Genomic DNA, 22,575 nt, shown 5'->3' on the forward strand with positions numbered 1-22,575 from the left:
ACTCTCCGCGAATCAAGGAAGAATCAGCTTGGACACCGCCGCCAGCATCTGCGCCGGCTGGAACGGCTTGACCACCCAGGCCTTGGCACCCGCCGCCTGGCCCTCGAGTTTTTTCGACTCCTGGGATTCGGTGGTGAGCATGATGATCGGCGTGAACTTGTAGCTGGCCAGCTTCTTGACCTCCTTGACGAAGGTGATGCCGTCCATGTTCGGCATGTTCACGTCACTGATGATCAGGTGCACCTTCTGGCCATTGAGCTTGCCCAGTGCATCCTTGCCATCGCTGGCCTCGATCACGTCGTAGCCGGCACTTTTCAACGCGATGCCGACGACCTGCCGGACGCTCGCGGAGTCGTCGACAACCAATACACTTTTAGCCATGAACGGCTCTCCTAGAAGAAGGTTATTTCCTGTGAATTCTGTTGCGCGCCCGATTCGCCGTGGTGGTTGCGGCGTTGTTCTTCGGTGGCGTATGTGGTTTCCATGCGTGCCAGCCATTGGCGGGCATCGATGGAAACGGCCTGGTCGGGCGACTGACTGGCCTGCTGCATATGCACATGCAGGTCCTCGATGTTGTCGCGCACGTGGCTGAGAATCTGGCTGACCCGATCCTGGAATTGCAGGTTGACCAGCACTTCGGTGAGCTCGTCGCGAATACCGAAGCTTTCCTGCTGCAGCAGGTCGGCCGATTCGGCCAGCCGCCCGGTGGCGCTCTTGAAGCGTTCCAGCACGCGCTGGATGCTGTCCTCGGAGACGCTGACCGACTGGCTGTCCTGATCCGCGCCGCTGGAGGCGGCCTGGACCAATTGAGTGATGGCGCTATTGATGATGTCGACCTTGGCCGACATCTGCTGGCCAGTCTCGCTGGACTTGCTCGACAGGCTGCGCACGGCGTCGGCCACCACCGCAAAACCGCGCCCGGCTTCGCCCGCACGGGCGGCTTCGATGGCGGCGTTGAGGGCCAGCAAGTTGGTTTGCGCGGCAATGGCCGCGACATCGGCGGCCATGGTCCGCAGCTCGCCGGTGTAGGCGGTGAGGTTGCGCACCTGGGCCAGGGTTTCATCGCGGCTGGCCTGGGTGGCTTTCAGGGAGTCGATGACCTGGACCAGCTCACCTTCGCTTTGGGCCAGCACCTGCACGGCGCCGCCACTGCTGTTGCCGGCCAGCTCACCGGCGGCCAGTTGCGAAGCTTGCACGGTATCTTCCAGGCGTGAAGAGATGCCGGTGAAGCGATTGGTCAGCGAGACGATCGCGGTTTCGGTCTGCTGCCGGGAGCTTTCCACCTGCTTGGCCCAGATCGGCATGGCACCGAGGATGACTTCGTTGAGTTGCGCGCTGGCCTTATGGTTCAAGTGGTCGGCGGCGTGTAGCGCGTGATGGGCAATGGCGGCGGCGACGGCTCTGTCGATCTGCTGGTGCTGGGCGCGGGCAGCCCACACGCCGACCCCGGCGCCAATGGCCAGGAGCACGGCACACAACCCCAGGTTTTGTGTACTTGGGCCGTTGAGAACCAACAGGCCGACGCTCGCGATCAGGGCCACAAACAAGCTGGACCAAAGGATGCGCGGCGGAGTTTGGGAATGGGAATGACCGTGTGAATACGACGTCATGGTTCGGTCCTTGAACAGTGTTGCTAACAGGTTGTTTGCGAATAACTGGTTATCTGCGACCCCACCCCGGACTTTAAGACCGGTCGTCCGATTCCGGTATGGCCGAGGGCGTTGACCTGCCCAGTGAGTGGCACTGTGCTATCTGAGATTAGACGCAGTCGCTGAAATGTCGAGGCGCCCTGACGAACAGATGAGTCGCCCACAACCCCTTGCGCCTTGCTCCCACAGATTCCCTCACCACCATCCGGGAATAAGCTAAATTACCCCGCATCGGATTTTGAACCTGCCATCACGAGCCCTCATGCCCACCCAGCCTCTCTGGAAAATCTACCTTCTGTTCCTGGCCCCCATGGTCCTGTCCAATTTCCTGCAATCGATGTCCGGCACGCTCAATAGCATCTACATCGGCCAGATGCTCGGCACCCAGGCATTGGCGGCGGTATCAGGCATGTTTCCCATCCTGTTTTTCTTTATCGCGCTGGTGATTGGCCTGGGCGCGGGAGCAGGGGTGTTGATCGGGCAGGCTTACGGCGCCGGGGAAACCGGCACGGTGAAGGCGATTGCCGGTACCACGTTGCTGCTGGCGGCGATCATCGGGCTGGTGGCGGCGGTGCTCGGCACCGTGTTCGCGCGCCAGGCGCTGCAGGGGCTGGGGACGCCGGCCGATGTGCTGGAGGACGCGGTGTCCTATGCCCGGGTGATGATGTGGATCCTGCCGATACTGCTGGTGTTCGTGGTGTTTACCCAGTTGCTGCGCGGGGTGAGCGATACGCTGTCGCCCATGCTGGCCTTGCTGGTGTCCACCAGCGTCGGGCTGCTGCTGACGCCGGCGCTGATTCGCGGCTGGCTGGGGCTGCCGCAGATGGGCATCGAGAGCGCGGCGCTGGCGGGGCTGGTGGGTACGGCGTCGGCCATGGTCATGCTCGCGTGGCGCCTGAACCGTCGCGAGCACGCCCTGGCGCCGGACCGGGCGTTGTTCGCGGCGATGCGCCTGGACATGGACATCCTCGGCAAGGTGCTGCGCATCGGCCTGCCCACGGGGTTGCAGATGGTGGTGATCTCACTGTCGGAGCTGGTGATCCTGGCGCTGGTCAATGGCCACGGGTCCCAGGCCACGGCCGCCTATGGCGCGGTGACGCAGATCGTCAATTACGTGCAGTTCCCGGCGTTGTCGATTGCCATCACCGCCTCGATCCTCGGCGCCCAGGCCATCGGTGCCGGGCGTCTGGAGCGTCTGGGGCCGATCCTGCGCACCGGCCTGTTGATCAACGTCTGGCTCACCGGTGGGCTGGTGGTCTTGGGATATCTGTTGTCTCACTGGCTGCTAGGGCTGTTCATCACCGACCCGGCGGCGCGAATCCAGGCCGAACACCTGCTGCACATCATGCTCTGGAGCCTGCTGGTCTTCGGCTTCCAGGCGGTGGTCGGCGGCATCATGCGCGCCAGCGGCACGGTGCTGATGCCGGTGGCGATTTCGATCTTCTGCATCGTCGGCGTTCAGCTGCCAGTGGCCTACCTGCTGGACGCGCAGTTCGGCCTGCAAGGGGTATGGATGGCGTTTCCGGTGGCTTACTTGAGCATGCTGGTGTTGCAGACCCTGTACTACAAGATGGTCTGGCAGCATCAGCGGATTGAGCGGTTGGTGTAGCTCTGCGCTTTCTGACACAACAAAAAACCTGTGGGAGCGAGCCTGCTCGCGATAGCGTCGGCACATTCGGCATCGATGCGCGCTGACTCACCGCCATCGCGAGCAGGCTCGCTCCCACAGGGATTCGGTGCCTGGCGATGTTACAGTGGCCGGCATTCTCCTACCGCCATCACCGAGGATTTCGATGTCTGCCCGCCCGCCCTCCAGTGTTTCCTATCGCGCCTTCCTCTTCGACATGGACGGCACGCTGCTCAATTCCATCGCCGCGGCCGAGCGGATCTGGACGCGCTGGGCCCTTCGTCACGGTGTGGAGGTGGCGAGCTTTCTGCCGACCATCCACGGCGTGCGCGCCATCGACACCATTGCCCGCCAGCGCCTGACAGGGGTAGATGCCCTGGCCGAGGCCGAGCAGATTACCCGCGAGGAAATCGAAGACGTGGAAGGTGTGGTGCCGGTGCCCGGTGCTGCAGCATTTCTCAACAGCCTGCCGCCCCTGCAGTGGGCCATCGTCACCTCGGCGCCCATGGCGCTGGCCTTGCGGCGCATGGAAGCGGCCGGCATTCCACATCCGGCGGTGATGGTCACCGCCGAGGATGTGAGCGACGGCAAACCCAATCCGGCCTGTTATCGACTGGCAGCGGAGCGCTTGCAAGTCGCCCCCCAGGATTGCCTGGTGTTCGAGGATGCCGAAGCGGGTATCAAGGCCGGCGAGGCGGCGGGAGCGGATGTGCGGGTGGTGACGGCGACGCATACGCATCCGGTGGCCACCCCCCATCCGCTGATCAAGGATTACCGTGGGCTTGGCCTTGAGGTGGATGAGGCCGGACGGATGCGACTGAACCCGACGCTGTGATCGCAGCAGACCCCCTGTGGGAGCGAGCCTGCTCGCGATAGCGTCGGCACATTCAGCAATGATGCAATCTGACCCGCCGCCATCGCGAGCAGGCTCGCTCCTACAGTTGGATCTGTGGTGATCGTTGAACCGGTCAGGTCACCACGCGATAGCACGGTTCATACGCCGCGCCGCCCGGCAGTTTCATGCGGTGCTGGGCGACGAAGGCCTGGAGCAGCCGGTCGAGGGGTTCCATGATGGCGGCATCGCCGTGGATCTCGTAAGGACCGTGTTCTTCGATCAGGCGGATACCCTTGTCCTTGACGTTACCGGCCACGATCCCCGAGAACGCTCGGCGCAAGTTGGCGGCCAGTTCGTGGGCGGGCAGGTCGCGCCTCAGGCCCAAGCTGGCCATGTTGGCGTGGGTCGGGTCGAACGGGCGCTGGAAGCCTTCGTCGATTTTCAGCAACCAGTTGAAGTGGAAAGCGTCGTTGCGTTCGCGGCGGAACTGTTTGACCGCCTTGAGCCCTTGGGTCATCTGGCGCGCCACTTCGGCCGGGTCGTCGATGATGATCTGGTAGTGCTTCTGCGCAGCCTCGCCCAGGGTCGCACCGACAAAGGCATGCAGTTGATCAAGGTACGGCGCGGCGCTCTTGGGCCCGGTCAGAACAACCGGGAAGGGCAGGTCCTGGTTGGCCGGGTGCATCAGGATACCCAGCAAGTAGAGGAACTCTTCCGCCGTACCGGCGCCGCCCGGGAAGATGATGATGCCGTGGCCCACGCGCACAAAAGCTTCCAGGCGCTTCTCGATGTCTGGCAGGATCACCAGCTCATTGACGATCGGGTTCGGCGCTTCGGCGGCGATGATGCCAGGCTCCGTCAGGCCCAGGTAACGGCCGCCGTGGATGCGCTGTTTGGCATGGGCGATGGTGGCGCCTTTCATCGGGCCTTTCATCACGCCCGGGCCGCAGCCGGTGCAGATGTCCAGACTGCGCAGGCCCAGTTCGTGGCCGACTTTCTTGGTGTATTTGTATTCTTCGGTGTTGATCGAGTGGCCGCCCCAGCACACGACGATTTTTGGCTCCACCCCAGGGCGCAATGTGCGGGCGTTGCGCAGCAGGTGGAAGACGTAGTCGCTGATGCCCTGGGAGGAGCTGAGGTCGATGCGCTGGCTGTCCAGTTCGTTCTCGGTGTAGACGATGTCGCGCAGGGCGCTGAACAGCATCTCGCGGGTGCTGGCGATCATCTCGCCATCGACGAAGGCGTCGGCCGGGGCGTTCAGCAGTTCCAGGCGTACGCCGCGGTCTTGCTGGTGAATACGGATCTCGAAGTCCTTGTAGGCTTCCAGGATGGTCTTGGCGTTATCGACATGGGCGCCGGTGTTGAGAATGGCCAGGGCGCACTGGCGGAAGAGGGTATAGATACTGCCGGAACCGGCTTCACTCAGTTGCTGGACTTCACGCTGGGACAAAGTCTCCAGGCTGCCCTTCGGGCTGACCGAGGCGTTGATTACATGTCTTTGATTCATTCAGCTTTCCTTGAAAACGATGCCGTACTCACAACGACGGCATCTTGAAAAAAACGTCCACGCAGAAAGATCGCACGATCCTTGCGGTATCGCCATGGACTTTGATCCGGATCCTTCGGGTCGGTTGCAACACAAAATGAGCTCCAGCATAGCTAAATCCACCGGGCAGGCGATAATGCGGGACTTTTTTTACCCCGCACAAGGAAATTGCACCGCGATGTTCGAGCTCAAGCCGTGGGACGCCGAAGTCTACCGACGCCAGACCCGACGCAGTACCCTCATCGTCGCCGTGACGTTCCTGGCACTGGCGATGCTGTTGTCCAGCCTTTCGGTGATGCTGTTCGGCACACCCGGGGGGGATAATTTTCGCTTCAATCTCGGCGGGGTGATTGCCGCGGTGTTGGTGATGGTCGCCTTGATGCGTCTGTATTTCTGGTCGCAGCCGTGGATGGCCGCGGCGGTGTACGGCTGGCAGCTCAAGCGCAGCCTGATGAGCATCACCAATGTGATGCACCAGGTGAAGGCCGGTGTGCAGGCCCAGGACGTGGCGGCCATGAAGCTGCTACGGTTTTATCATCTGGGATTGACGCAGATGCATCAACTGGACGCCAACTCCAGCGCCCAGGGCTCACTCGCCCGAGAGGCTGATGAGCATCTGACAAGGATGCAGGCGCTCAATCTCAACAGCGAGCAAGCTCGGCTGGACCCGATCTGGATCGACATGGTGAAAAAGGCTTATAGCGGACGCTGATCGACGCCTCAGGGCAATGACAGATTAAGCGCCGGAGCGCAGCAGGCGTGCGCCCCAGCGATTTTCCAGGTTACGATTTTCTGCCCGCGCCTTGGTTGCGGTCAGTTCCTTTGCGGCCCGCCTCAGTGCCTTTCTGACGATCACTTGCAACGTTACCGCCCGACGCATGGCCGCCTTTCTTGCCGGCTTCCGATGCTTTTTCCCGATCATTTGCGAAGTTGCCTTGGTTTTTGTTTCCACTACTTGCCATTTCGAGCATCCTCATTTTGGTTACGCGAGCAACGAGCCTCGCATAATTTGTGAAAGGAAATGGCCGGCAAAAGTTTAATGAAAACGCTTCGTCAGATGACGAACGGCACGCACTGACCGCACGGGGTCACTGGTCCTCGCCACCACTGATTTTCCAATGCTTGGCATCCACCGGGAAAACCACTTGCTCGACCCGGTGCGCGATGCCGAAGGCCAAAGAGTTTTCGGCCGGGATGACCCGTTCTTCGGCGCAAAGACATTTGAAAATGTCCAACTGAGTGGCGGCGCCGGCGGTTTCCTTGACGTAGATTTCCACGTACCGCGCCACGTCGTTGTCCAGGCTGGACAGGTATTCCCGCAAACGCGAGTGATCCACCGACTTCTGGCCGAAATACCAGTTCATCGGGTGAATCAGAAAACGCGAGTGAGGCGTGGTGGTGCGGTCGCTGGCGGCCAAGTACATGATGATGCCCATGGACTCGATATTGCCGGCATTCACGGCACGCACCGGCACCGGAAGGGATTTGATGAAGGTGTAGAGGGTAAAGCCGAAGTTGGTACTGCCACCGATCGTCGAGAGATTGAGCATCAGTGAGTCGGCGCCTTTTTCAATGGCATCCAGGCAGTTGTCCCGGAAGCGCTCGGTCGTTCCCTGATCGATCTGGCAATGAAAATGGACAATGTGTTCGGACATTTCAAACTCCTGTCGACTTCCCGTTGAACGGTCTGCGCAGCGGTGGCGCCGTACAGTTGGGAGTTCGCAGGTGCGCGGATGTTCCTCGTCTGAGGCCGGATGTTGGCGTTCGAGCAGGTGTGGTTCGCCGGGTTCAGCACGCTTCGGCAGTTTGGGCCATGCGTTGCAGGAACATCGCCAGCGCGGCTTCCTCCTCGCTGAGGCCTTTGCGGACCCGGGGGTTGGGCAGCTCCCTCAGCGAACCCAGCAGGAAACCCTCCACCACGGCGGGATGGATGTAGCATTTACGACAGACGGAGGGGGTATTGCCCAGTTGCCGGGCAACCTGCCTGACCATCTCGGCGAGGTGTTTTTTTGCCTCGCTCTCGGTTTCCCAGCACAGCAGTCGCAGCCCCGCCAGAGCCGCCGCGCTGCCGGCCCAGGTGCGGTAGTCCTTGGCGGTGAAGTCCGCGCCGGTGAGGCTCTTGAGGTAGGCGTTGATATCGGACGAGCTGACGGAGTGGCGTTCGCCGTTGTCGTCCAGGTACTGAAACAGGTTCTGCCCTGGAATCTCCTGGCAACGCTTGATGATCCGCGCCAGACGCCGGTCTTTCACGGTGATCTGGTGTTCGACGCCGCTCTTGCCACGGAATTGGAAGGCAATTGCGCTGCCGTTGACCTCCACATGCTTGCTGCGCAGGGTGGTCAGGCCGTAGGAGCGGTTGTCCCGGGCATACTGGGTGTTGCCGACCCGGATCAGGGTGACGTCCAGCAACGTGATAACCGTGGCCATGACCTTGTCGCGGCTGAATCCGGGCGTGGCCAGGATCTGCTCCAGGCGTTTGCGCAAGCGCGGCAGGGTACGGCCGAACTCCAGCATTCGGGAGTATTTGTCGGCATCGCGCACTTCCCGCCAGCGCGGGTGATAGCGGTACTGCTTACGCCCACGAGCGTCCCGACCGGTGGCCTGGAGATGGCCGCGCGGGTCGGTGCAGATCCATACATCGGTGTAGGCCGGCGGTACGGCCAAGGCGTTGATGCGCTGGATTTCGGCCGCATCGGTGATCCGCTGGCCCTGAGGATCGAAATAGCAGAACTTGCCCCGCAACTTTTTGCGGGAGATACCAGGGGCGGTGTCATCGACATAATGCAGATCGGCCGGCAGCGCATCCGGCGGCAGGGTGTCGGGCATGAAAGAATCCTTGGCAGCAAATCCGGGGCCTGTGATCGATTGACCGCAGCCCGTGACGGTCGTGCCAAGTTTCTGAGGTGGCCCGCAACACCCACGAATCAGGGTTGGACCGCCGGACCTGTGGGAGCGAGCTTGCTCGCGATAGCGTCAGATCAGTTCACACCCATGTTGACTGAACCACCGCCATCGCGAGCAGGCTCGCTCCCACAAGGGATTTGTCTGGGGCGATACCCTACGCCAACACCGCCACCGCCTTGATCTGCGCCCACAGCAATTGTCCCGGATGAAGCTTGAGCTGATCGCGGGAGTAACGGGTGATGCGCGCCAACAGCGGCGTGCCAGCAGCCTCCAGCCGAATCAACACATGGGCGGCGTTGTCGGCGGCCAGTTCGCTGACCACAGTGACTGGCAAACGGTTGAGGATGCTGGTCTGGGCATCGTTCGCCAGGCTGAGGCTGACGTCACGGGCCTGGACCTTGAAGCGCAACGGCTGTCCGATGGCCAGAGGCGTGTGGGCGACACGCACGTTCAAGAGGCTGTCGGGCAGTGTCAGGGACAGCAGTTGATAGGCAGCGTCATAACCGCTGACCTTGCCCTGGACCACCACGCCCGCGTCATCGCCCAACGCCAGTGGCAGGTCGAGCCGCGCCAGTGTTTCGCCGATCGGCCCGCTGGCCAGCACGCGACCGGCCTCCAGCAGCACGATGTGGTCGGCCAGGCGCGCCACTTCGTCCTGCGAGTGGCTGACGTACAGCACCGGGATGTCCAGCTCATCGTGCAGGCGTTGCAGGTAAGGCAGGATTTCGTTCTTGCGCCGGGTATCCAGGGCGGCCAGGGGCTCGTCCATCAGCAGTAGTCGCGGGCTGGTCAACAGGGCTCGGGCGATGCCGACCCGCTGGCGTTCACCGCCGGACAGGTTGTGTGGCTGTCGATCGAGCAAGTGACCAATGCCCAGCAGTTCGGTGGCCTGGTCCATGTCCACCCGTCGTTGCGCCGGTGCGATGCGCTTGAGGCCGAACGCCAGATTAGCCTGCACGGACAGATGCGCGAACAGGCTCGCCTCCTGGAACACGTACCCCAGCGCCCGTCGATGGGGCGGCACGAACACCCCGCGCTCGCTGTCCTGCCAGACTTCGCCGTTGACCTCGATGAACCCCCGGGTCGGCCGGTCCAACCCGGCGATGCAGCGCAGGCAGGTGGTCTTGCCGGAACCGGACTGGCCGTACAGCGCGGTCACGCCACGGCCCGGCAGTTGCACATCCAGGTCCAGGGAGAAGTCTCCATGGTCGAGCTGAAAACGCGCATGAATCATCGATCAGCTCCAACCGGCCCGGGTTCGGCGGCTGGAATACAAAGCCAGCAGCACAAGAAATGAAAACACCAGCATTGCCGCCGCCAGCCAATGAGCCTGGGCGTACTCCAAGGCTTCGACATGGTCGTAGATCTGTACCGACACCACGCGGGTCTTTTCGGGGATATTGCCGCCGATCATCAGCACCACGCCGAATTCGCCGACGGTGTGGGCAAAGCCGAGAATTGCCGCAGTGATGAAACCGGGGCGGGCCAAGGGCAGGATGACACTGAAAAACGTATCCCAGGGACCGGCCCGCAAAGTGGCCGCCACTTCCAGGGGACGACTGCCGATGGCGGAGAATGCGTTCTGCAATGGCTGCACCACAAACGGCATGGAGTAGATCACCGAGCCGATCACCAGCCCGGTGAAACTGAAGGTGAGGGTGCCCAGCCCGACGGCCTGGGTGAATTGGCCGATCCAGCCGTTGGGGCCCAGGGCGAGCAACAGGTAAAAGCCGATCACCGTGGGTGGCAGCACCAATGGCAGGGCCACCACCGCGCCCACCGGCCCGCGTAGCCAGGACTGGGTACGTGACAGCCACAGGGCGATGGGCGTGCCGATCAGCAGCAGGATCACTGTGGTCAGCGAGGCCAGTTTCAGGGTCAGCCAAATGGCGGCGTAGTCGGCACTGGTCAGTGGCATTTAGCGTTGATAACCGTAGGCTTGGATGATGGCGGTGGCTTTCGGGCCTCTGAGGTAATCCATGAACGCCGAGGCGGCGGCGTTGTTTCGCCCTTTGTTGAGGATCACCGCGTCCTGTTTGATCGGGTCATGCAGCTCGGCGGGGACGATCCATGCCGAACCGCTGGCCACCTTGCCGTCCTTGTACACCTGGGACAAGGCCACGAAGCCCAGTTCTGCGTTGCCGGTAGAAACGAACTGATAAGCCTGGGTGATGTTCTGGCCCTCGACGAGCTTGCCTTTGACTTGCCCGGTCAACCCCAGTTTGTCCAGCACTTGGGTTGGCGGCCAAACCGTAGGGCGCGGTTTTCGGGTTGGCGATGGACAGGTGCTGGAAGCCGTTGTCCTTGAGCACCTGGCCCTGGCTGTCGACATAACCGTCCTTGGCCGACCACAGCGCCAGCGTGCCGACCGCATAGGTGAAGCGCGAACCCTTCACGGTGTCGCCTTCGCTTTCGAGCCTGGCCGGGGTGGTGTCGTGCGGCGAGGAAGACTTCGAACGGGGCGCCGTTCTTGATCTGGGTGTAGAACTGCCCGGTCGCACCATAGGCCGCCACCAGTGTGTGGCCGGTGTCTTTCTCGAAGCCGGCGGCGATGGCCTGGACCGGTGCGGTGAAATTGGACGCCACGGCCACCTGCACCTCATCGGCCTGGACGGCGCCAACGCAAAAGAGTGTAGTCAGCAGCAACGGCGCGAAGCGGGTGAGGTACATAAAGGCTCCGAAAGGTCGGTTTCGCTATATACGGAAATATATAGCGAATGGCCGATAAACGGAACGCGGCATTTTGCGGACGTTGGTGTGAGAGGGCGGCCGCCATCGCGAGCAGGCTCGCTCCCACAGGGGATCTGTGGCGAACACACCTCTTGCTGCCACACCAGAACCCATGTGGGAGCGGGCTTGCTCGCGAAGACGGCGGTACATTCAACATTTCTATTGGCTGACCCACCGCTTTCGCGAGCAAGCCCGCTCCCACAGGTCCAGTGGTGTGCCCAGATGTTGTGTTCACCACCGATCCCCTGTGGGAGCGAGCCTGCTCGCGATGGCGTTCCAACAGACGATGACGACCGTCAGGACCGCCCACGGCCGTTCAGTTGGGCCAGGGCCTCCTGGGCCAGTTGTCGGGTCAGCTCCGCGGTCGACAGCTCCCGACCCATGGGGAACGCCTGGCCGGCCCACAGGTTGCTGAAGTCTTCTTCATCCTTGGCGCGCAACGGCAGCAACGCACCGCCAGCCAGGGGGAAGGCCGGCGCTATCGGACTCATCGGCCCGATCTCGCGCATCACCCGGTTGACGATGCCCCGGGCCGGGCGGCCGGTGAACAGGTTGGTGACTGCGGTTTGGCTTTCCTTGGCCGTGCGCAGCGCCCGGTGATGGGCCGCGCTGATCTTCGCCTCGGGGGTGAACAGATAGGCGCTGCCCAGTTGCACCGCCGATGCGCCCAGAGCAAACGCTGCGACGATACCCCGCGCATCGCCAATACCGCCCGCAGCGATCACCGGCACGCTCACCGCATCCACCACCTGGGGCAGCAAGGCAAACAGGCCGACCTGGGTGTTGAGGTCGTCGCTGAGGAACATCCCGCGATGGCCGCCGGCTTCATAGCCCATGGCGATGATCGCGTCACAACCGTGCTGTTCCAGCCAGATGGCTTCCTCGACGGTGGTGGCCGACGACAGGACTTTAGCGCCGGTGGCTTTCACCCGATCCAGCAGGGACTTCTCCGGCAGGCCGAAGTGGAAGCTGACCACTGCAGGACGCATCTGCTCCAGCACCCGGCAGGCTGCATCATCGAACGGCGTGCGGTTGGACACCGGCGTCGGCGCGTCGAAGTCAGCGCCCAGTTCTTCGTAGTAGGGCTTGAGGTGCTGCTTCCAGGCCTCGGCGCGCGGCTCGTCGAGCACGGGTGGCTGGTGACAGAAAAAATTCACGTTGAACGGCTTGTCGGTCTGTTCGCTGATCGTCGTCAGCGCCTGGCGCAACTGCTCGACATCCAGCATCGCCGCCGGCATCGAACCCAGCCCGCCGGCATTGCAGGCAGCGATCACCATGGCCGGCCCCGTCACTCCGGCCATCGGCCCCTGGATGATGGGTAGCTCGATGCCAAGCAGGTCAAGAATGCGAGTGTCTGGCCACTGGCTCATGTACGGGTCTCCGACGGCAGAGGAAAACAGCGTTTTTAGCAGGTGTGGCCCGGCCAGGGCCAGTCGAGTTTTTCAATCGGATGCGGCAACTTGATCCCGACGGCGAGCGGGTTACCATGCGCGCTTCATTTCTCAAGGAGCCTGACCCATGGACGTCAAACTCAAGGCAGTCGAACCCTTCACCGTGGCCGGCCTGCAGGTACACACGCGCAACGCTGACGAACAGCAGCCCGACACGGCACGGATCGGCCCGATGTGGCAGCAATTCTTCAGCGAAGGGTTGTTCGACAAGATCCCCGCCAGGCAGTCGGAATCGTTTGTCTACGGGGTCTATTCCAACTATGAATCCGACGCCACCGGCTACTTTGATGTGACGGCCGGGGTGCAGGTGGATGCGACCAGCGCAGGCTACCCCGCCGTGGACATCGAAGGTGGGGATTACCTGGTGTTTTCGGCCAAGGGACCGATGCCCGATTGCGTGATCCAGACCTGGGGCCTGATCTGGGCATATTTCGCGGACAACCCGCAGACGCTGCGCCGCTTCACCACCGATTTCGAGGTCTACAGCGGCCCCGACTCGGTGGCGATCTACATCGGCGTTCAGTCCGCGGACGAGCGCTCCAGCGCCAGCAACTGACGTTTACGCTCCACGCCCCAGCGATAGCCCGACAGGTTGCCGTCGCTGCGCACCACCCGGTGGCAAGGGATCGCCACTGCCAGGCTGTTGGCCCCGCAGGCCTGGGCCACGGCGCGCACGGCTTTAGGCATGCCGATGCGCTGGGCGATCTCGGCATAGCTGGCGGTGCTGCCCGGCGGAATATCCCGCAGGGCCTGCCAGACCCGTTCCTGGAACGCCGTGCCTTGCAGGTCCAGCGGCAGGTCCAGGCCCAGGGCCGGTGCCTCGATAAAGCCCACCACCTGGGCGATCAATTGCTCGAACTCGCGGTCGGCACCGATCAGGTTGGCGCGGCGGAATTTGTCTTGCAGATCCCGCACCAGCGCGTCCGGATCGTCCCCCAGCAGGATCGCGCACACACCGCGTTCGCTTTGTGCCACCAGAATCGCCCCGAGGGAACATTGGCCGACGGCGAAACGAATGTCGGTGTTCTGCCCGGCGGCGCGATAATCGGCGGGTTTCATGCCCAGCACTTTGTCGGCGGCTTCATAAAAGCGGCTGTTGGAATTGAAGCCGGCGTCGTACAGCGCTTGGGTGATCGATCCACCATCGCTCAGGCGCTCGCGCACCTTGCGCGAGCGGTGGGCGGCGGCATAACCCTTGGGTGTCAGACCGGTGACGGCCTTGAACACCCGGTGGAAATGGAAGGGACTCAAGCCTGCGCTTTGCGCCAGATCATTGAGCCCAGGCAGTTCTTCGGCAGCCTCGATCTGTCGGCAGGCGGCCGCGACCCGGGCCGCTTGTTGGGCGGCGAGCTGGGTCTGGTCCCTGGCCACTCGCTTGCTGGGACGATACCCCGCCGCCTGGGCCTGTTCCGGCGTGTCGAAAAATTCCACGTTCCGTGGATTGGGCAGGCGCGACAGGCTGCTGGGATGGCAATAGATGCCGGTGGTTTTCACGCCATAGACGAATTGCCCGTCGGCGCGCGGATCCCGGGCGAGCACGGCGGCCCAGCGAGGATCCTGTTCAGCGGTGAGGGTGTTCGAAGTGCTGTTCATGGTCGTTATGTCCATTGGCCCGTTTTGGCTAAGGTAGCGAGCCTGTGAGATGGCAACACTCCGGGTCTTGCGGTTGAATTCTGCACGGTTACCCGGCGGTGCGGAACGTCAGGTTGATCCGCTGGGCGCCCAGCTTCGGATGCTGGCCTTGCTTGAGCGGCAGCACGCCGTGATAACGCAACCGGTCCACGCCGCCCCAGACCACGATATCGCCGTGGAACAGTGGAACGCGCAGACTTTTGTCGCTGCGCTCGAACCCGCCGAACTGGAACACCGCCGGCAAGCCCAGGGACATGGAGACGATGGGGACGCTGAGGCAGCGTTCGTTCTCTTGTCCTGATGCAGCGACATTCGCGCGCCGGGCACGTAACGGTTGATCAGGCAGGCGTCGGGCTCGAAGTGCTCGAAGTGGGCCTGCCGGGCGGCGGCCTGGGCCAGTTCGCGGAACACCGCTGGCATGTCGGGCCAGGGGGCGCCGGTCTGTGGGTCATGGGCCGTGTAGCGATAGCCAGTGCGGTCGGTGGTCCAGCCCAGCGCGCCGCAACTGCTCAAGGCCACTGACATGGTAAAACCGCCAGGCGTGACCATCTGCCGGAACGGCGCGGCCAGCAACACCGCTTCCAGGGCCGGCAGCAAACGTTCGAGCCAGGGCAGGGCAAAACCGCGCAACACAAACGCTTGCTCGCCGATCTGTTCGGTCAGGCCGGGTGTCGTCGGCGTCTCGTCGGCGAACAGGTCCAGCGTGATAGGGGTGTCGTCACTGCGCATCATGAAAAATGATTCCAAGTGTATGCCGGCTACCGCTGTGCACGCGGCTGATGCCATGGCGCATGTTCACCCGATAATAACCGCGAACGCCTTTGACCGGCCGTTGATGCACGGCAAATACCAGCGCATCGCCCTGTTTCAGATCGATAACCTGCGCACGTGACTGCATGCGCGGGCGCTGCTCCGTGAGAACGAACTCGCCGCCGGTAAAGTCCTGGCCCGGTTCCGACAGCAGAATCGCCACCTGCAGCGGGAATACGTGCTCGCCGTACAGGTCCTGATGCAGGCAGTTGTAGTCCTGCGGGCCGTATTGCAGCAACAACGGCGTAGGACGCCGTTGCCCGGCGGTGTGACAGCGTTCAATGAAAGCCGGATGCTCGGAGGGGTAGCGCACCTCAAGGCCCATGCATTCGTTCCAGCGATTGGCCAGCGGTACCAACGGCGGATACAAGGATTGACGCAACTGCTGGACGAGGTCGGGCAGCGGATAGCGAAAATACTGATACTCCCCGCGCCCGAATCCGTGGCGGGCCATGATCACCTTCGAACGGAAAAGGTTGGGTTCGGCGTATAGGCCACTGAGCATCCTGCATTGCTCGGCCGTAAGCAGGTTACGGATGATTGCGCTGCCGTCCTGGTCGAGGTCTTGTTCCAGGGAGGGCCAGTCAAGGGTGTTGACGTGTTGGGCCAGCGAGGGCGCATGAAGGCTCGGGAGCATGATCGAAGACCTGGCAAATAGAGTGCGGTCAGTCTGGCAGGCGCTCAGGTCTGCGGCACTCCGGGGCTTGCGGTCAATGTCCCTTGACCGAGCTCAACCCAACCATTTGTCTCAAACGTCACGACACCTGTTAGATCTGACAGTAGCCAGTTCCCCCGCCCTGGAGTGTGATAACGACGTTCCCGAGAGGCTCGCGATTGTCACCCACCAGGAGAGCATGATGGATATCCAATCCAGCACATTGAACGAACTATTCAAGTTGTACCCCGTGATCATCATGGGTTGGGTCACCCCGGTGAGACCGGCCGGCATTGCTCAGGTGGGTATCCCCAAAAGCCTTTACGACGACCAGCCCAAGGGCCTTGAATGTCTGATTGATCCATGGGTATTGGCCCAGAGTCATTCCTGGACATTGGAAGCGGATGATCGGGCTGACTTGTATCTCAATGACGAGCCCGCTCCCGTGACAGGCGATACAGTCCGGCCGGGGGAGGAAAGCCTGCGCATGCGCTTGTATGTACCCCACAGGCGGTTGCGTCATGGCGTCAACCGGCTGTACTACAAAGTGACCCGCGCCAGCGGCGGCGACGAGGTCTCGGATGACTTGACCGTCCTGTATCACCTGCGTGCTCCGGGTGAACCTGCGCCGGAAGGCCTGGAACTGCTGATTCCAGCCGATGTAATCGACGAAGGGGTCAGCGCCGAGCGGGCGGCGCAAGGGGTGACGTTCGGTTTCGACTACAGCAACCGGCGGCCCTACGATCGTATTCAGTTTCTGCTGGGCGATGCGACCGATGAATGGGAGATAGCCGACGGCGCCCCGGTCCCGGAGGTGAGGACACTGTTCACCGACAAATTCCAGGAAGCGGGTGACAACCGCAGGGCACAGGTCGAGTTCAGGGTGCTCGACCAATTGGGCAACTCCAGTCAGTCGTCAGTTTATTTTCTGGATATTCACCTGAACCGTCTTGCTCCGCCAGAAATTACCTCAGTGAAAGACGGCAAGGAAGTTGAAATTCCGCATGGCGCAAGCACTGTGGAAACGGCCGTCATGCTCAGCGGCACCGCCAGTGGCGATAAAGGAGTGGATATTTTTGACGTTGTGGATTTCAAAGGCTCTGCCCACGTCAGCAGCAACGGTATCTGGAACTTCGCCGTCATCGGTCTGGCTCTCGGTGAGCACAGTTTTACCGCGAAAGCGCTCTACGGTAGCGGTCAGGTGTCGTCGGCAAGAGACCTGACCGTGGCGTTCCCTCTGAGTTTTGGGGACGCCTATGTCATGGCCACGCAGAACTACGTCATTGCGGACCATCGATTGCCCAACAATCCAATCCCCTCCAGCAACGCGAGTTACACGCGTGTCGCGGTAGGTGGGGTTCCTCCCCACAAATACTCGTCATCGAACCCGCAAGTGGCTGTGGTGGACGCGGATACGGGGTATGTGCGTGCCGCGGGCAATGGCCAGGCGCAAATCACTGTCACCGACGGGGACGGCATCACTGCGTCCTATACCATTACCGTTTCGGGCGTGCAGGTAGTCTCACTTCTGGTCAGTGTCATGTGGGGGCAGGGTGGGGTACTCGAGGAAGCTGTCTATGATGCTTTCATTGGGAACTACCGGCACGAAGGCGATTTACCCTCGATACTGGGTTGGCCGAATTCTTGGTATTGGGCGAGACGCGGGCATGAGAATCAGACCCATGGGGTCGTGAGAGACTTAGCCGGGGGAAGTACTCTTCAACTTAAATCGTCTTATTTTCCTGCGGTGCAACATTTGAGATAAGGCAAGCATTCTTAGTGGCGAGGGCGCTTGCTTGCGCTGGTTGGCGCAGCCGGTCCAAAGGGGAGGATGCAATCTTCCGGCAGGCGATGTACACCGGCTTGACGAATGCTGCGCCGCCAATCAGGGCAAGCCCCCTCGCCACAAAGAGCCTACGAAACCTTTACAACGGTTTACTGACCCTGACGTCGCTGATCACATCATCGGTCTGGCCATGGATCGCCTGCAGCGCTGCCATGGCTTCTTCCTTTGTGCCGGTTTCCAGTTGCGCGAATTCGAAGCGGCGTTCGCCGTTGAGCTTGTACTTGATGACGTATTTGGTTGTCTGGGCCACGGTTTTGCCTGTCTTGAAGGGCGATGCTCAGCTCAGTTTCGAGCTGGAGCGCCGGATGATTTTGATTTTGTGGGTCAGGGTCGGCTTGCGCGTGACGCTGATGGCACGGCGGTTGACGGTGTCGATGGTGATGTTCCAGAAACCGGTGCTCGGTGCGGTGATCCTGGCCGGGAACGTGTCGAACGCGCCGCCGTGATAGGTGTGCCGGCCGCCGTTCTTGAAGCTGCGGAAGTTGGCGTCGTTCATCAAGCGGATGTTGCACATTTGAGAGCATTCGATGACGACGATATCGTCTTCGTTGAGGTGTTCGCGCTGGTGTATGAATTTCATGGGCGCCTCCAGAAGGGCTTTTTCTACCAAATCAAAACGATAGCAAGGTCAATGCTGCGCAGTTTATCAGCACCGGGTGCTAATATCCGGCCTGCGCCCCACGCTTTGTTCATTTATCGCAGGATGCGCAAAAAAAAGACGCAGGATGCTGGAGAAAAGCAGCGTTTGCATTGTCGGAGGATCTTTATCGGAGGAATCATATGAAGCGCAGTGTGTGGGTGTTGGCATTGGCCATGAGTGGATGTGCATCGGTATCGGACATCAACCAGACGCCGCCCACCATGAATGTCATCTCCGGAAAGAAACCTCAGGAATATGCCCAGTGCGTCGCTGACAAGCTGGCCAGCACTCGGGGTCCGCTGCAAATGGAACCTCACAAGAATGGCGTGCGCTTGATCGTCCCCGGCAAATTGTCGACGCTGCCGGCGGCGGTGTTCGACATTGACGAGCGCTCCAGTGGCAGCAGTATCAAGCTGCACGAAAGCCTGTCCAACGTGCCCGTGCGTCCGGGTGATGTGCAGGACGCGGCCAACGCCTGCATTTCCGGTTGAGCCAGGACTCGGCCTGACGAGCAGGCCGGGCATCGGATAAACTGCTGCCCTCGACAAAAAAATGCCGCCACGGTCGACGTTGGCGGCATTGTCATTTATGGAGTCAGTCGATGAAGCGCGAGCAGGTGCGTGAGCGCCATGCAGAAGGTCTTATCTGCGCCACCCATGTGATTCAGAACCCGGCGACCCCGGGGGAGTGGATCGTCTTTTTCAAGAAAAGCGCAGGACGCAGCTTTTTTCTGGTGGACGACCAGGACGAAGTTGAATCCTTCAGCCGCCTCGATGACCTGATCGAGATCATCCGCGGCCTGGGGATCAAGTTCGCCGAGATCCACATCTGAGAGTCAGACCACGGGTTTATTTACACACCACCAGGACGCTGCGGCTGGTGAAGTTGCCGACATCCACACCCAGGGTCTTGTCGCTTTCCTTGGCTTGCGGCGTGCCATCGGTACCGACGATGCGGTAGCCGGTGCCGGCGCAGGAGGCGTCAGCCTTTTCATAACAGGTGGCCCAGGAGTTCGCTTCGCCCGAGCAATCGATGGTCAGGCCTTGTTCGCCGGTGTTCAGGTAGGTTTTTTCGGCTGTGGCACAGCCTGCCAGGGCCAGGACTGCAAACAGCGCCAGAAATTTTTTCATGGAATCGTCATCGAGAAGGAAGGGGCTGGCGCGAGGTTATAGCGAATGGCCATTTCGGTACAGATAAACAAAGCCCCGTTCCATGTCCAGGCGACATTTACTTGAGGCTTGTCTCGTTACTTTTTACGACGGGGGCTGCGCGCTGGAGCCGTTTCACGCTCTTTGGTTGCCGGGGCAGCGCGCTCGTCCTGAAACACGGCGGCCACTTCCACCGCCATCGCTTTGCTGGGCAAGGGGCCGGCGACCTGTTCACCGTGGTAGTTGATGATCCACCACTGACCGTCTTTGTCCTGGCTGACCGAATAACCGTTTGCGTTTTTTGTTGCCGACATCTAACTGCCTCATTGGCGGGATCAAGAGCGCCATGATACGTCAAATGCTCGCAAACAGCGCCCATGAGCGTACAGTGAGACCGCTTGGCCCTCGCAATGAAAGATGATTGAACTATCCGCCATTTTTTATTTCTCTATGATGGCATCGGTTGGCCAGCTTGGGCATTGTAAGGTGCCTGCGGCCTGATTAGACTGCGCCGAAACTCGTACACACCGCCTTTTCAAGGACTTATATGATCAAGAAATGCTTGTTCCCAGCAGCCGGTTACGGTACTCGCTTCCTGCCAGCGACTAAAGCCATGCCCAAAGAAATGCTGCCGGTGGTGAACAAGCCACTGATCCAGTACGGCGTCGAAGAAGCCCTTGCTGCGGGCTTGACGGAAATCTCCATCGTCACTGGCCGCGGCAAGCGCGCCCTGGAAGACCATTTCGACATCAGCTACGAGCTGGAAAACCAGATCAAGGGCACCGACAAAGAGAAGTACCTGGTCGGCATCCGCAAACTGCTGGACGAATGTTCGTTCTCCTACACCCGCCAGACCGAAATGAAAGGCCTGGGCCACGCGATCCTGACCGGTCGCCCACTGATTGGTGACGAACCTTTCGCCGTGGTCCTGGCGGACGACCTGTGCGTCAACCTCGAAGGCGACGGCGTGTTGACCCAGATGGTCAAGCTGTACAAGCAGTTCCGCTGCTCCATCGTGGCGATCCAGGAAGTCGATCCGCAGGAAACCAACAAGTACGGCGTAATCGCCGGCGAAATGATCCGCGACGACATCTACCGCGTCCACAGCATGGTTGAAAAACCAAAGCCTGAAGATGCACCGTCGAACCTGGCGATCATCGGTCGCTACATCCTGACCCCGGACATCTTCGACCTGATCGAACAGACCGAGCCAGGCAAGGGCGGTGAAATCCAGATCACCGACGCCCTGATGAAGCAGGCCCAGAACGGCTGCGTCATGGCCTACAAATTCAAAGGCAAGCGTTTCGACTGCGGTGGCGCCGAAGGCTACATCGACGCGACCAACTTCTGCTTCGAGAACTTCTACAAGACGGGTAAGGCGTACTGATCGCCTGCGCCGCACCTTGAAAAACGCCCCGACTGGTTCGGGGCGTTTTTTTGTCTGGATAATGCTCTCACTCCAACAAAACCCCTGTGGGAGCGGGCTTGCTCGCGATGACGCCCACACATCCAGCATCACCACAAGCTGACCCACCGCTATCGCGAGCAGGCTCGCTCCCACAGGTTCTGGCTCAAGTGATCGGTGTTACCCATTTCGCCTGGCTTTTTCATTTCTCGCCCCCATAACCATCGCAACGCTGCCTCGCGTGAAAACAGCAGGTATGCTGATGGCCTGCCGAAGGAGAGAGAAAATGGCCTACGATTTTGACTTGTATGTGATTGGCGCCGGTTCCGGCGGTGTGCGGGCTGCGCGGTTCGCGGCCGGTTTCGGGGCCAAGGTGGCCGTGGCGGAGAGCCGCTACCTGGGCGGTACCTGCGTGAACGTGGGGTGTGTGCCGAAGAAACTGCTGGTCTACGGTGCGCATTATGCCGAGGACCTCGAGCAAGCGTCGGCCTATGGCTGGACGACGGGAGAAGCGAGTTTCGACTGGGCCACGCTGATCGCCAACAAGGATCGGGAAATCAATCGCCTCAACGGGATATACCGCAACCTGCTGGTCAACAGCGGCGTGGTGTTGCACGAGGGCCACGCCAGGCTCACCGGACCCCATGAGGTCGAGATCAACGGCCAGCGCTACACCGCCGAACACATCATGATCGCCACAGGTGGCTGGCCGGTGATACCGGACATTCCGGGCCGTGAGCACGCGATCAGCTCCAACGAGGCGTTTTTCCTCAAGGAACTGCCCAAGCGCGTCATCGTGGTGGGCGGTGGCTACATTGCCGTGGAGTTCGCCGGAATCTTCCATGGCATGGGCGCGCAGACCTCGTTGCTGTATCGCGGTGAGCTGTTCCTGCGCGGCTTTGATGGCGCGGTACGCAAGCATCTGGCCGAAGAGCTGAGCCGTCGCGGCCTGGATCTGCAATTCAACGCGGACATCAAAAGCATCGAAAAACTGGCCGATGGCAGCCTGGAGGTAGAGCTCAAGGATGGTCGCATACTGGCCACCGATTGCGTGTTCTACGCCACCGGCCGGCGGCCGATGCTCGACAATCTGGGCCTTGAACACACCGGTGTCACGCTGGACGAGAAGGGCTTCGTCAAGGTCAACGAAAAGTACGAGACCGCCGAGCCGTCGATCCTGGCCATTGGTGATGTGATCGGTCGGGTACAACTCACCCCCGTCGCCCTGGCTGAGGGCATGGCGGTGGCGCGGCGGCTGTTCAAGCCCGAGCAGTATCGTCTGGTGGATTACCGGATGATCCCCACGGCTGTGTTCAGCCTGCCGAATATTGGCACGGTCGGCCTGACTGAAGAGCAAGCCAGGGAGGAGGGGAAGGAAGTCCAGGTGTTCGAAAGCCGCTTCCGCCCGATGAAACTGACCCTCACCGACTGCCAGGAGCGCACGCTGATGAAGCTGGTAGTGGATGCCCAAACGGACAAAGTGCTGGGCTGCCACATGGTCGGGCCGGATGCCGGGGAAATCGTCCAGGGGCTTGCCATCGCGCTCAAGGCTGGCGCTACCAAGCGTGATTTCGACGAGACCATCGGCGTACACCCGACTGCCGCCGAGGAATTCGTCACGATGCGAACCCCCGTCGCGTCCTGATCCTTGGGACCCATCTATGGCGAGCGAGCCCGCTCGCCATATTAGGTTTTCT

At 61.3% G+C, this 22,575-nt stretch carries 24 protein-coding genes and 2 pseudogenes; 9 read left to right on the forward strand and 17 right to left on the reverse strand.

All coding sequences use genetic code 11. The features are described from left to right. Window positions 1-12: 12 nt before the first annotated feature. Both PSH91_RS10785 and PSH91_RS10790 read right to left on the reverse strand, forming a co-directional pair. Window positions 13-381, reverse strand: a complete 369-nt coding sequence (locus PSH91_RS10785; protein WP_047227658.1) for a response regulator — start codon at window positions 379-381, stop codon at window positions 13-15. Between the two features lie 11 nt (window positions 382-392). Then, window positions 393-1,610, reverse strand: a complete 1,218-nt coding sequence (locus PSH91_RS10790; RefSeq protein WP_160892859.1) for a methyl-accepting chemotaxis protein — start codon at window positions 1,608-1,610, stop codon at window positions 393-395. 301 nt (window positions 1,611-1,911) lie between these two features. On the opposite strand from PSH91_RS10790, the gene PSH91_RS10795 reads away from it, so the two are divergent. After that, a complete protein-coding gene (locus PSH91_RS10795; RefSeq protein ID WP_047227656.1) occupies window positions 1,912-3,258 on the forward strand; it encodes an MATE family efflux transporter in 1,347 nt (448 codons plus the stop codon). A 184-nt stretch (window positions 3,259-3,442) separates the two neighbouring features. After that, a complete protein-coding gene (locus PSH91_RS10800) occupies window positions 3,443-4,111 on the forward strand; it encodes an HAD family hydrolase (protein ID WP_305468159.1) in 669 nt (222 codons plus the stop codon). Between the two features lie 133 nt (window positions 4,112-4,244). Here the strand turns inward: PSH91_RS10800 and ppnN are convergent, their stop codons facing one another. Next, complete coding sequence (ppnN, locus tag PSH91_RS10805; protein ID WP_047227654.1) at window positions 4,245-5,618, reverse strand: nucleotide 5'-monophosphate nucleosidase PpnN; 1,374 nt, start codon at window positions 5,616-5,618, stop codon at window positions 4,245-4,247. A 217-nt stretch (window positions 5,619-5,835) separates the two neighbouring features. Here ppnN and PSH91_RS10810 point away from each other — a divergent pair, with 217 nt between their 5' ends. Continuing rightward, the gene (locus tag PSH91_RS10810; protein ID WP_047227653.1) at window positions 5,836-6,369 is read left to right on the forward strand and encodes a DUF3087 family protein; all 534 of its coding nucleotides are present in this window, start codon (window positions 5,836-5,838) and stop codon (window positions 6,367-6,369) included. 70 nt (window positions 6,370-6,439) lie between these two features. Here the strand turns inward: PSH91_RS10810 and PSH91_RS10815 are convergent, their stop codons facing one another. The 7 genes and pseudogenes from PSH91_RS10815 to PSH91_RS10845 form a co-directional block, all read right to left on the reverse strand. Then, window positions 6,440-6,619 (reverse strand): general stress protein, encoded by a 180-nt coding sequence (locus PSH91_RS10815; protein ID WP_047227652.1) that lies wholly within the window; start codon window positions 6,617-6,619, stop codon window positions 6,440-6,442. 126 nt (window positions 6,620-6,745) lie between these two features. After that, window positions 6,746-7,312 carry an ATP-dependent Clp protease proteolytic subunit gene (locus PSH91_RS10820; RefSeq protein WP_047227651.1) on the reverse strand — a complete coding sequence of 189 codons (567 nt, stop codon included), beginning with the start codon at window positions 7,310-7,312 and terminating at the stop codon, window positions 6,746-6,748. A gap of 133 nt (window positions 7,313-7,445) precedes the next feature. Beyond that, a complete protein-coding gene (locus PSH91_RS10825) occupies window positions 7,446-8,483 on the reverse strand; it encodes a DNA topoisomerase IB (RefSeq protein ID WP_047227650.1) in 1,038 nt (345 codons plus the stop codon). Window positions 8,484-8,715: 232 nt separating this feature from the next. Then, window positions 8,716-9,795: a molybdenum ABC transporter ATP-binding protein gene (modC, locus tag PSH91_RS10830; RefSeq protein WP_160892855.1), complete on the reverse strand. Its 1,080-nt coding sequence runs from the start codon at window positions 9,793-9,795 to the stop codon at window positions 8,716-8,718. A gap of 3 nt (window positions 9,796-9,798) precedes the next feature. Beyond that, entirely contained in the window at window positions 9,799-10,479 is a 681-nt protein-coding gene (gene modB, locus PSH91_RS10835) for a molybdate ABC transporter permease subunit (protein ID WP_047227648.1), read from the reverse strand. Beyond that, window positions 10,480-11,231: pseudogene (gene modA / locus PSH91_RS10840) on the reverse strand (molybdate ABC transporter substrate-binding protein). It lies immediately after the preceding gene. A 356-nt stretch (window positions 11,232-11,587) separates the two neighbouring features. After that, the gene (locus tag PSH91_RS10845) at window positions 11,588-12,661 is read right to left on the reverse strand and encodes a nitronate monooxygenase family protein (RefSeq protein ID WP_305468161.1); all 1,074 of its coding nucleotides are present in this window, start codon (window positions 12,659-12,661) and stop codon (window positions 11,588-11,590) included. 148 nt (window positions 12,662-12,809) lie between these two features. Between PSH91_RS10845 and PSH91_RS10850 the strand changes: the two genes are divergently transcribed. After that, window positions 12,810-13,298: a GyrI-like domain-containing protein gene (locus PSH91_RS10850; protein ID WP_305468163.1), complete on the forward strand. Its 489-nt coding sequence runs from the start codon at window positions 12,810-12,812 to the stop codon at window positions 13,296-13,298. Here PSH91_RS10850 and ada read toward each other — a convergent pair. The 3 genes and pseudogenes from ada to PSH91_RS10865 all read right to left on the reverse strand — a co-directional run bounded on the left by ada (window position 13,262) and on the right by PSH91_RS10865 (window position 15,821). Further along, window positions 13,262-14,335, reverse strand: coding sequence for a bifunctional DNA-binding transcriptional regulator/O6-methylguanine-DNA methyltransferase Ada (gene ada / locus PSH91_RS10855; RefSeq protein WP_288914918.1), 1,074 nt, complete (start codon window positions 14,333-14,335; stop codon window positions 13,262-13,264). The genes PSH91_RS10850 and ada overlap by 37 nt on opposite strands. Window positions 14,336-14,423: 88 nt before the next feature. Then, window positions 14,424-15,103 (reverse strand): annotated as a pseudogene (gene alkB, locus PSH91_RS10860) (DNA oxidative demethylase AlkB). Further along, window positions 15,093-15,821: a 2OG-Fe(II) oxygenase gene (locus tag PSH91_RS10865; protein ID WP_305468167.1), complete on the reverse strand. Its 729-nt coding sequence runs from the start codon at window positions 15,819-15,821 to the stop codon at window positions 15,093-15,095. Before PSH91_RS10865 ends, alkB begins: the two are co-directional and overlap by 11 nt. Before the next feature lie 220 nt (window positions 15,822-16,041). Between PSH91_RS10865 and PSH91_RS10870 the strand changes: the two genes are divergently transcribed. Beyond that, window positions 16,042-17,604: an Ig-like domain-containing protein gene (locus tag PSH91_RS10870; RefSeq protein ID WP_305468169.1), complete on the forward strand. Its 1,563-nt coding sequence runs from the start codon at window positions 16,042-16,044 to the stop codon at window positions 17,602-17,604. 160 nt (window positions 17,605-17,764) lie between these two features. Here the strand turns inward: PSH91_RS10870 and PSH91_RS10875 are convergent, their stop codons facing one another. Further along, window positions 17,765-17,935: a hypothetical protein gene (locus tag PSH91_RS10875; RefSeq protein ID WP_172833800.1), complete on the reverse strand. Its 171-nt coding sequence runs from the start codon at window positions 17,933-17,935 to the stop codon at window positions 17,765-17,767. Between the two features lie 27 nt (window positions 17,936-17,962). Further along, on the reverse strand, window positions 17,963-18,265 hold the full coding sequence (locus PSH91_RS10880) for a DUF1883 domain-containing protein (protein ID WP_003182962.1): 303 nt from the start codon (window positions 18,263-18,265) through the stop codon (window positions 17,963-17,965). A gap of 200 nt (window positions 18,266-18,465) precedes the next feature. Here PSH91_RS10880 and PSH91_RS10885 point away from each other — a divergent pair, with 200 nt between their 5' ends. Together PSH91_RS10885 and PSH91_RS10890 are read left to right on the forward strand one after the other, a co-directional pair. After that, window positions 18,466-18,816 carry a hypothetical protein gene (locus PSH91_RS10885; RefSeq protein WP_107322749.1) on the forward strand — a complete coding sequence of 117 codons (351 nt, stop codon included), beginning with the start codon at window positions 18,466-18,468 and terminating at the stop codon, window positions 18,814-18,816. 110 nt (window positions 18,817-18,926) lie between these two features. Next, entirely contained in the window at window positions 18,927-19,157 is a 231-nt protein-coding gene (locus tag PSH91_RS10890) for a hypothetical protein (RefSeq protein WP_047227641.1), read from the forward strand. Between the two features lie 16 nt (window positions 19,158-19,173). Here the strand turns inward: PSH91_RS10890 and PSH91_RS10895 are convergent, their stop codons facing one another. Both PSH91_RS10895 and PSH91_RS10900 read right to left on the reverse strand, forming a co-directional pair. Then, the gene (locus PSH91_RS10895) at window positions 19,174-19,455 is read right to left on the reverse strand and encodes a hypothetical protein (protein ID WP_047227640.1); all 282 of its coding nucleotides are present in this window, start codon (window positions 19,453-19,455) and stop codon (window positions 19,174-19,176) included. 116 nt (window positions 19,456-19,571) lie between these two features. After that, window positions 19,572-19,787 (reverse strand): hypothetical protein, encoded by a 216-nt coding sequence (locus PSH91_RS10900; RefSeq protein WP_047227639.1) that lies wholly within the window; start codon window positions 19,785-19,787, stop codon window positions 19,572-19,574. 233 nt (window positions 19,788-20,020) lie between these two features. Here PSH91_RS10900 and galU point away from each other — a divergent pair, with 233 nt between their 5' ends. Both galU and gorA read left to right on the forward strand, forming a co-directional pair. Then, entirely contained in the window at window positions 20,021-20,860 is an 840-nt protein-coding gene (galU, locus tag PSH91_RS10905; protein ID WP_047227638.1) for a UTP--glucose-1-phosphate uridylyltransferase GalU, read from the forward strand. A gap of 304 nt (window positions 20,861-21,164) precedes the next feature. Continuing rightward, window positions 21,165-22,523: a glutathione-disulfide reductase gene (gene gorA, locus PSH91_RS10910; RefSeq protein ID WP_274091195.1), complete on the forward strand. Its 1,359-nt coding sequence runs from the start codon at window positions 21,165-21,167 to the stop codon at window positions 22,521-22,523. Window positions 22,524-22,575 lie beyond the last annotated feature (52 nt).

Origin of the sequence: Pseudomonas sp. FP1154 (assembly GCF_030687245.1) — a bacterium.
GTDB lineage: Bacteria > Pseudomonadota > Gammaproteobacteria > Pseudomonadales > Pseudomonadaceae > Aquipseudomonas > Aquipseudomonas rhizophila.

Coding starts and splice junctions, on each gene's coding strand:
- PSH91_RS10880 (WP_003182962.1), bottom strand. CDS start 18,265: ATGAAATTCATACACCAGCGCGAACACCTCAACGAAGACGATATCGTC.
- PSH91_RS10850 (WP_305468163.1), top strand. CDS start 12,810: ATGGACGTCAAACTCAAGGCAGTCGAACCCTTCACCGTGGCCGGCCTG.
- PSH91_RS10885 (WP_107322749.1), top strand. CDS start 18,466: ATGAAGCGCAGTGTGTGGGTGTTGGCATTGGCCATGAGTGGATGTGCA.
- PSH91_RS10845 (WP_305468161.1), bottom strand. CDS start 12,661: ATGAGCCAGTGGCCAGACACTCGCATTCTTGACCTGCTTGGCATCGAG.
- PSH91_RS10890 (WP_047227641.1), top strand. CDS start 18,927: ATGAAGCGCGAGCAGGTGCGTGAGCGCCATGCAGAAGGTCTTATCTGC.
- PSH91_RS10825 (WP_047227650.1), bottom strand. CDS start 8,483: ATGCCCGACACCCTGCCGCCGGATGCGCTGCCGGCCGATCTGCATTAT.
- PSH91_RS10865 (WP_305468167.1), bottom strand. CDS start 15,821: ATGCTCCCGAGCCTTCATGCGCCCTCGCTGGCCCAACACGTCAACACC.
- PSH91_RS10815 (WP_047227652.1), bottom strand. CDS start 6,619: ATGGCAAGTAGTGGAAACAAAAACCAAGGCAACTTCGCAAATGATCGG.
- galU (WP_047227638.1), top strand. CDS start 20,021: ATGATCAAGAAATGCTTGTTCCCAGCAGCCGGTTACGGTACTCGCTTC.
- PSH91_RS10795 (WP_047227656.1), top strand. CDS start 1,912: ATGCCCACCCAGCCTCTCTGGAAAATCTACCTTCTGTTCCTGGCCCCC.
- PSH91_RS10895 (WP_047227640.1), bottom strand. CDS start 19,455: ATGAAAAAATTTCTGGCGCTGTTTGCAGTCCTGGCCCTGGCAGGCTGT.
- gorA (WP_274091195.1), top strand. CDS start 21,165: ATGGCCTACGATTTTGACTTGTATGTGATTGGCGCCGGTTCCGGCGGT.
- PSH91_RS10800 (WP_305468159.1), top strand. CDS start 3,443: ATGTCTGCCCGCCCGCCCTCCAGTGTTTCCTATCGCGCCTTCCTCTTC.
- modC (WP_160892855.1), bottom strand. CDS start 9,795: ATGATTCATGCGCGTTTTCAGCTCGACCATGGAGACTTCTCCCTGGAC.
- PSH91_RS10790 (WP_160892859.1), bottom strand. CDS start 1,610: ATGACGTCGTATTCACACGGTCATTCCCATTCCCAAACTCCGCCGCGC.
- PSH91_RS10785 (WP_047227658.1), bottom strand. CDS start 381: ATGGCTAAAAGTGTATTGGTTGTCGACGACTCCGCGAGCGTCCGGCAG.
- ada (WP_288914918.1), bottom strand. CDS start 14,335: ATGAACAGCACTTCGAACACCCTCACCGCTGAACAGGATCCTCGCTGG.
- PSH91_RS10900 (WP_047227639.1), bottom strand. CDS start 19,787: ATGTCGGCAACAAAAAACGCAAACGGTTATTCGGTCAGCCAGGACAAA.
- PSH91_RS10810 (WP_047227653.1), top strand. CDS start 5,836: ATGTTCGAGCTCAAGCCGTGGGACGCCGAAGTCTACCGACGCCAGACC.
- PSH91_RS10870 (WP_305468169.1), top strand. CDS start 16,042: ATGGATATCCAATCCAGCACATTGAACGAACTATTCAAGTTGTACCCC.
- ppnN (WP_047227654.1), bottom strand. CDS start 5,618: ATGAATCAAAGACATGTAATCAACGCCTCGGTCAGCCCGAAGGGCAGC.
- modB (WP_047227648.1), bottom strand. CDS start 10,479: ATGCCACTGACCAGTGCCGACTACGCCGCCATTTGGCTGACCCTGAAA.
- PSH91_RS10820 (WP_047227651.1), bottom strand. CDS start 7,312: ATGTCCGAACACATTGTCCATTTTCATTGCCAGATCGATCAGGGAACG.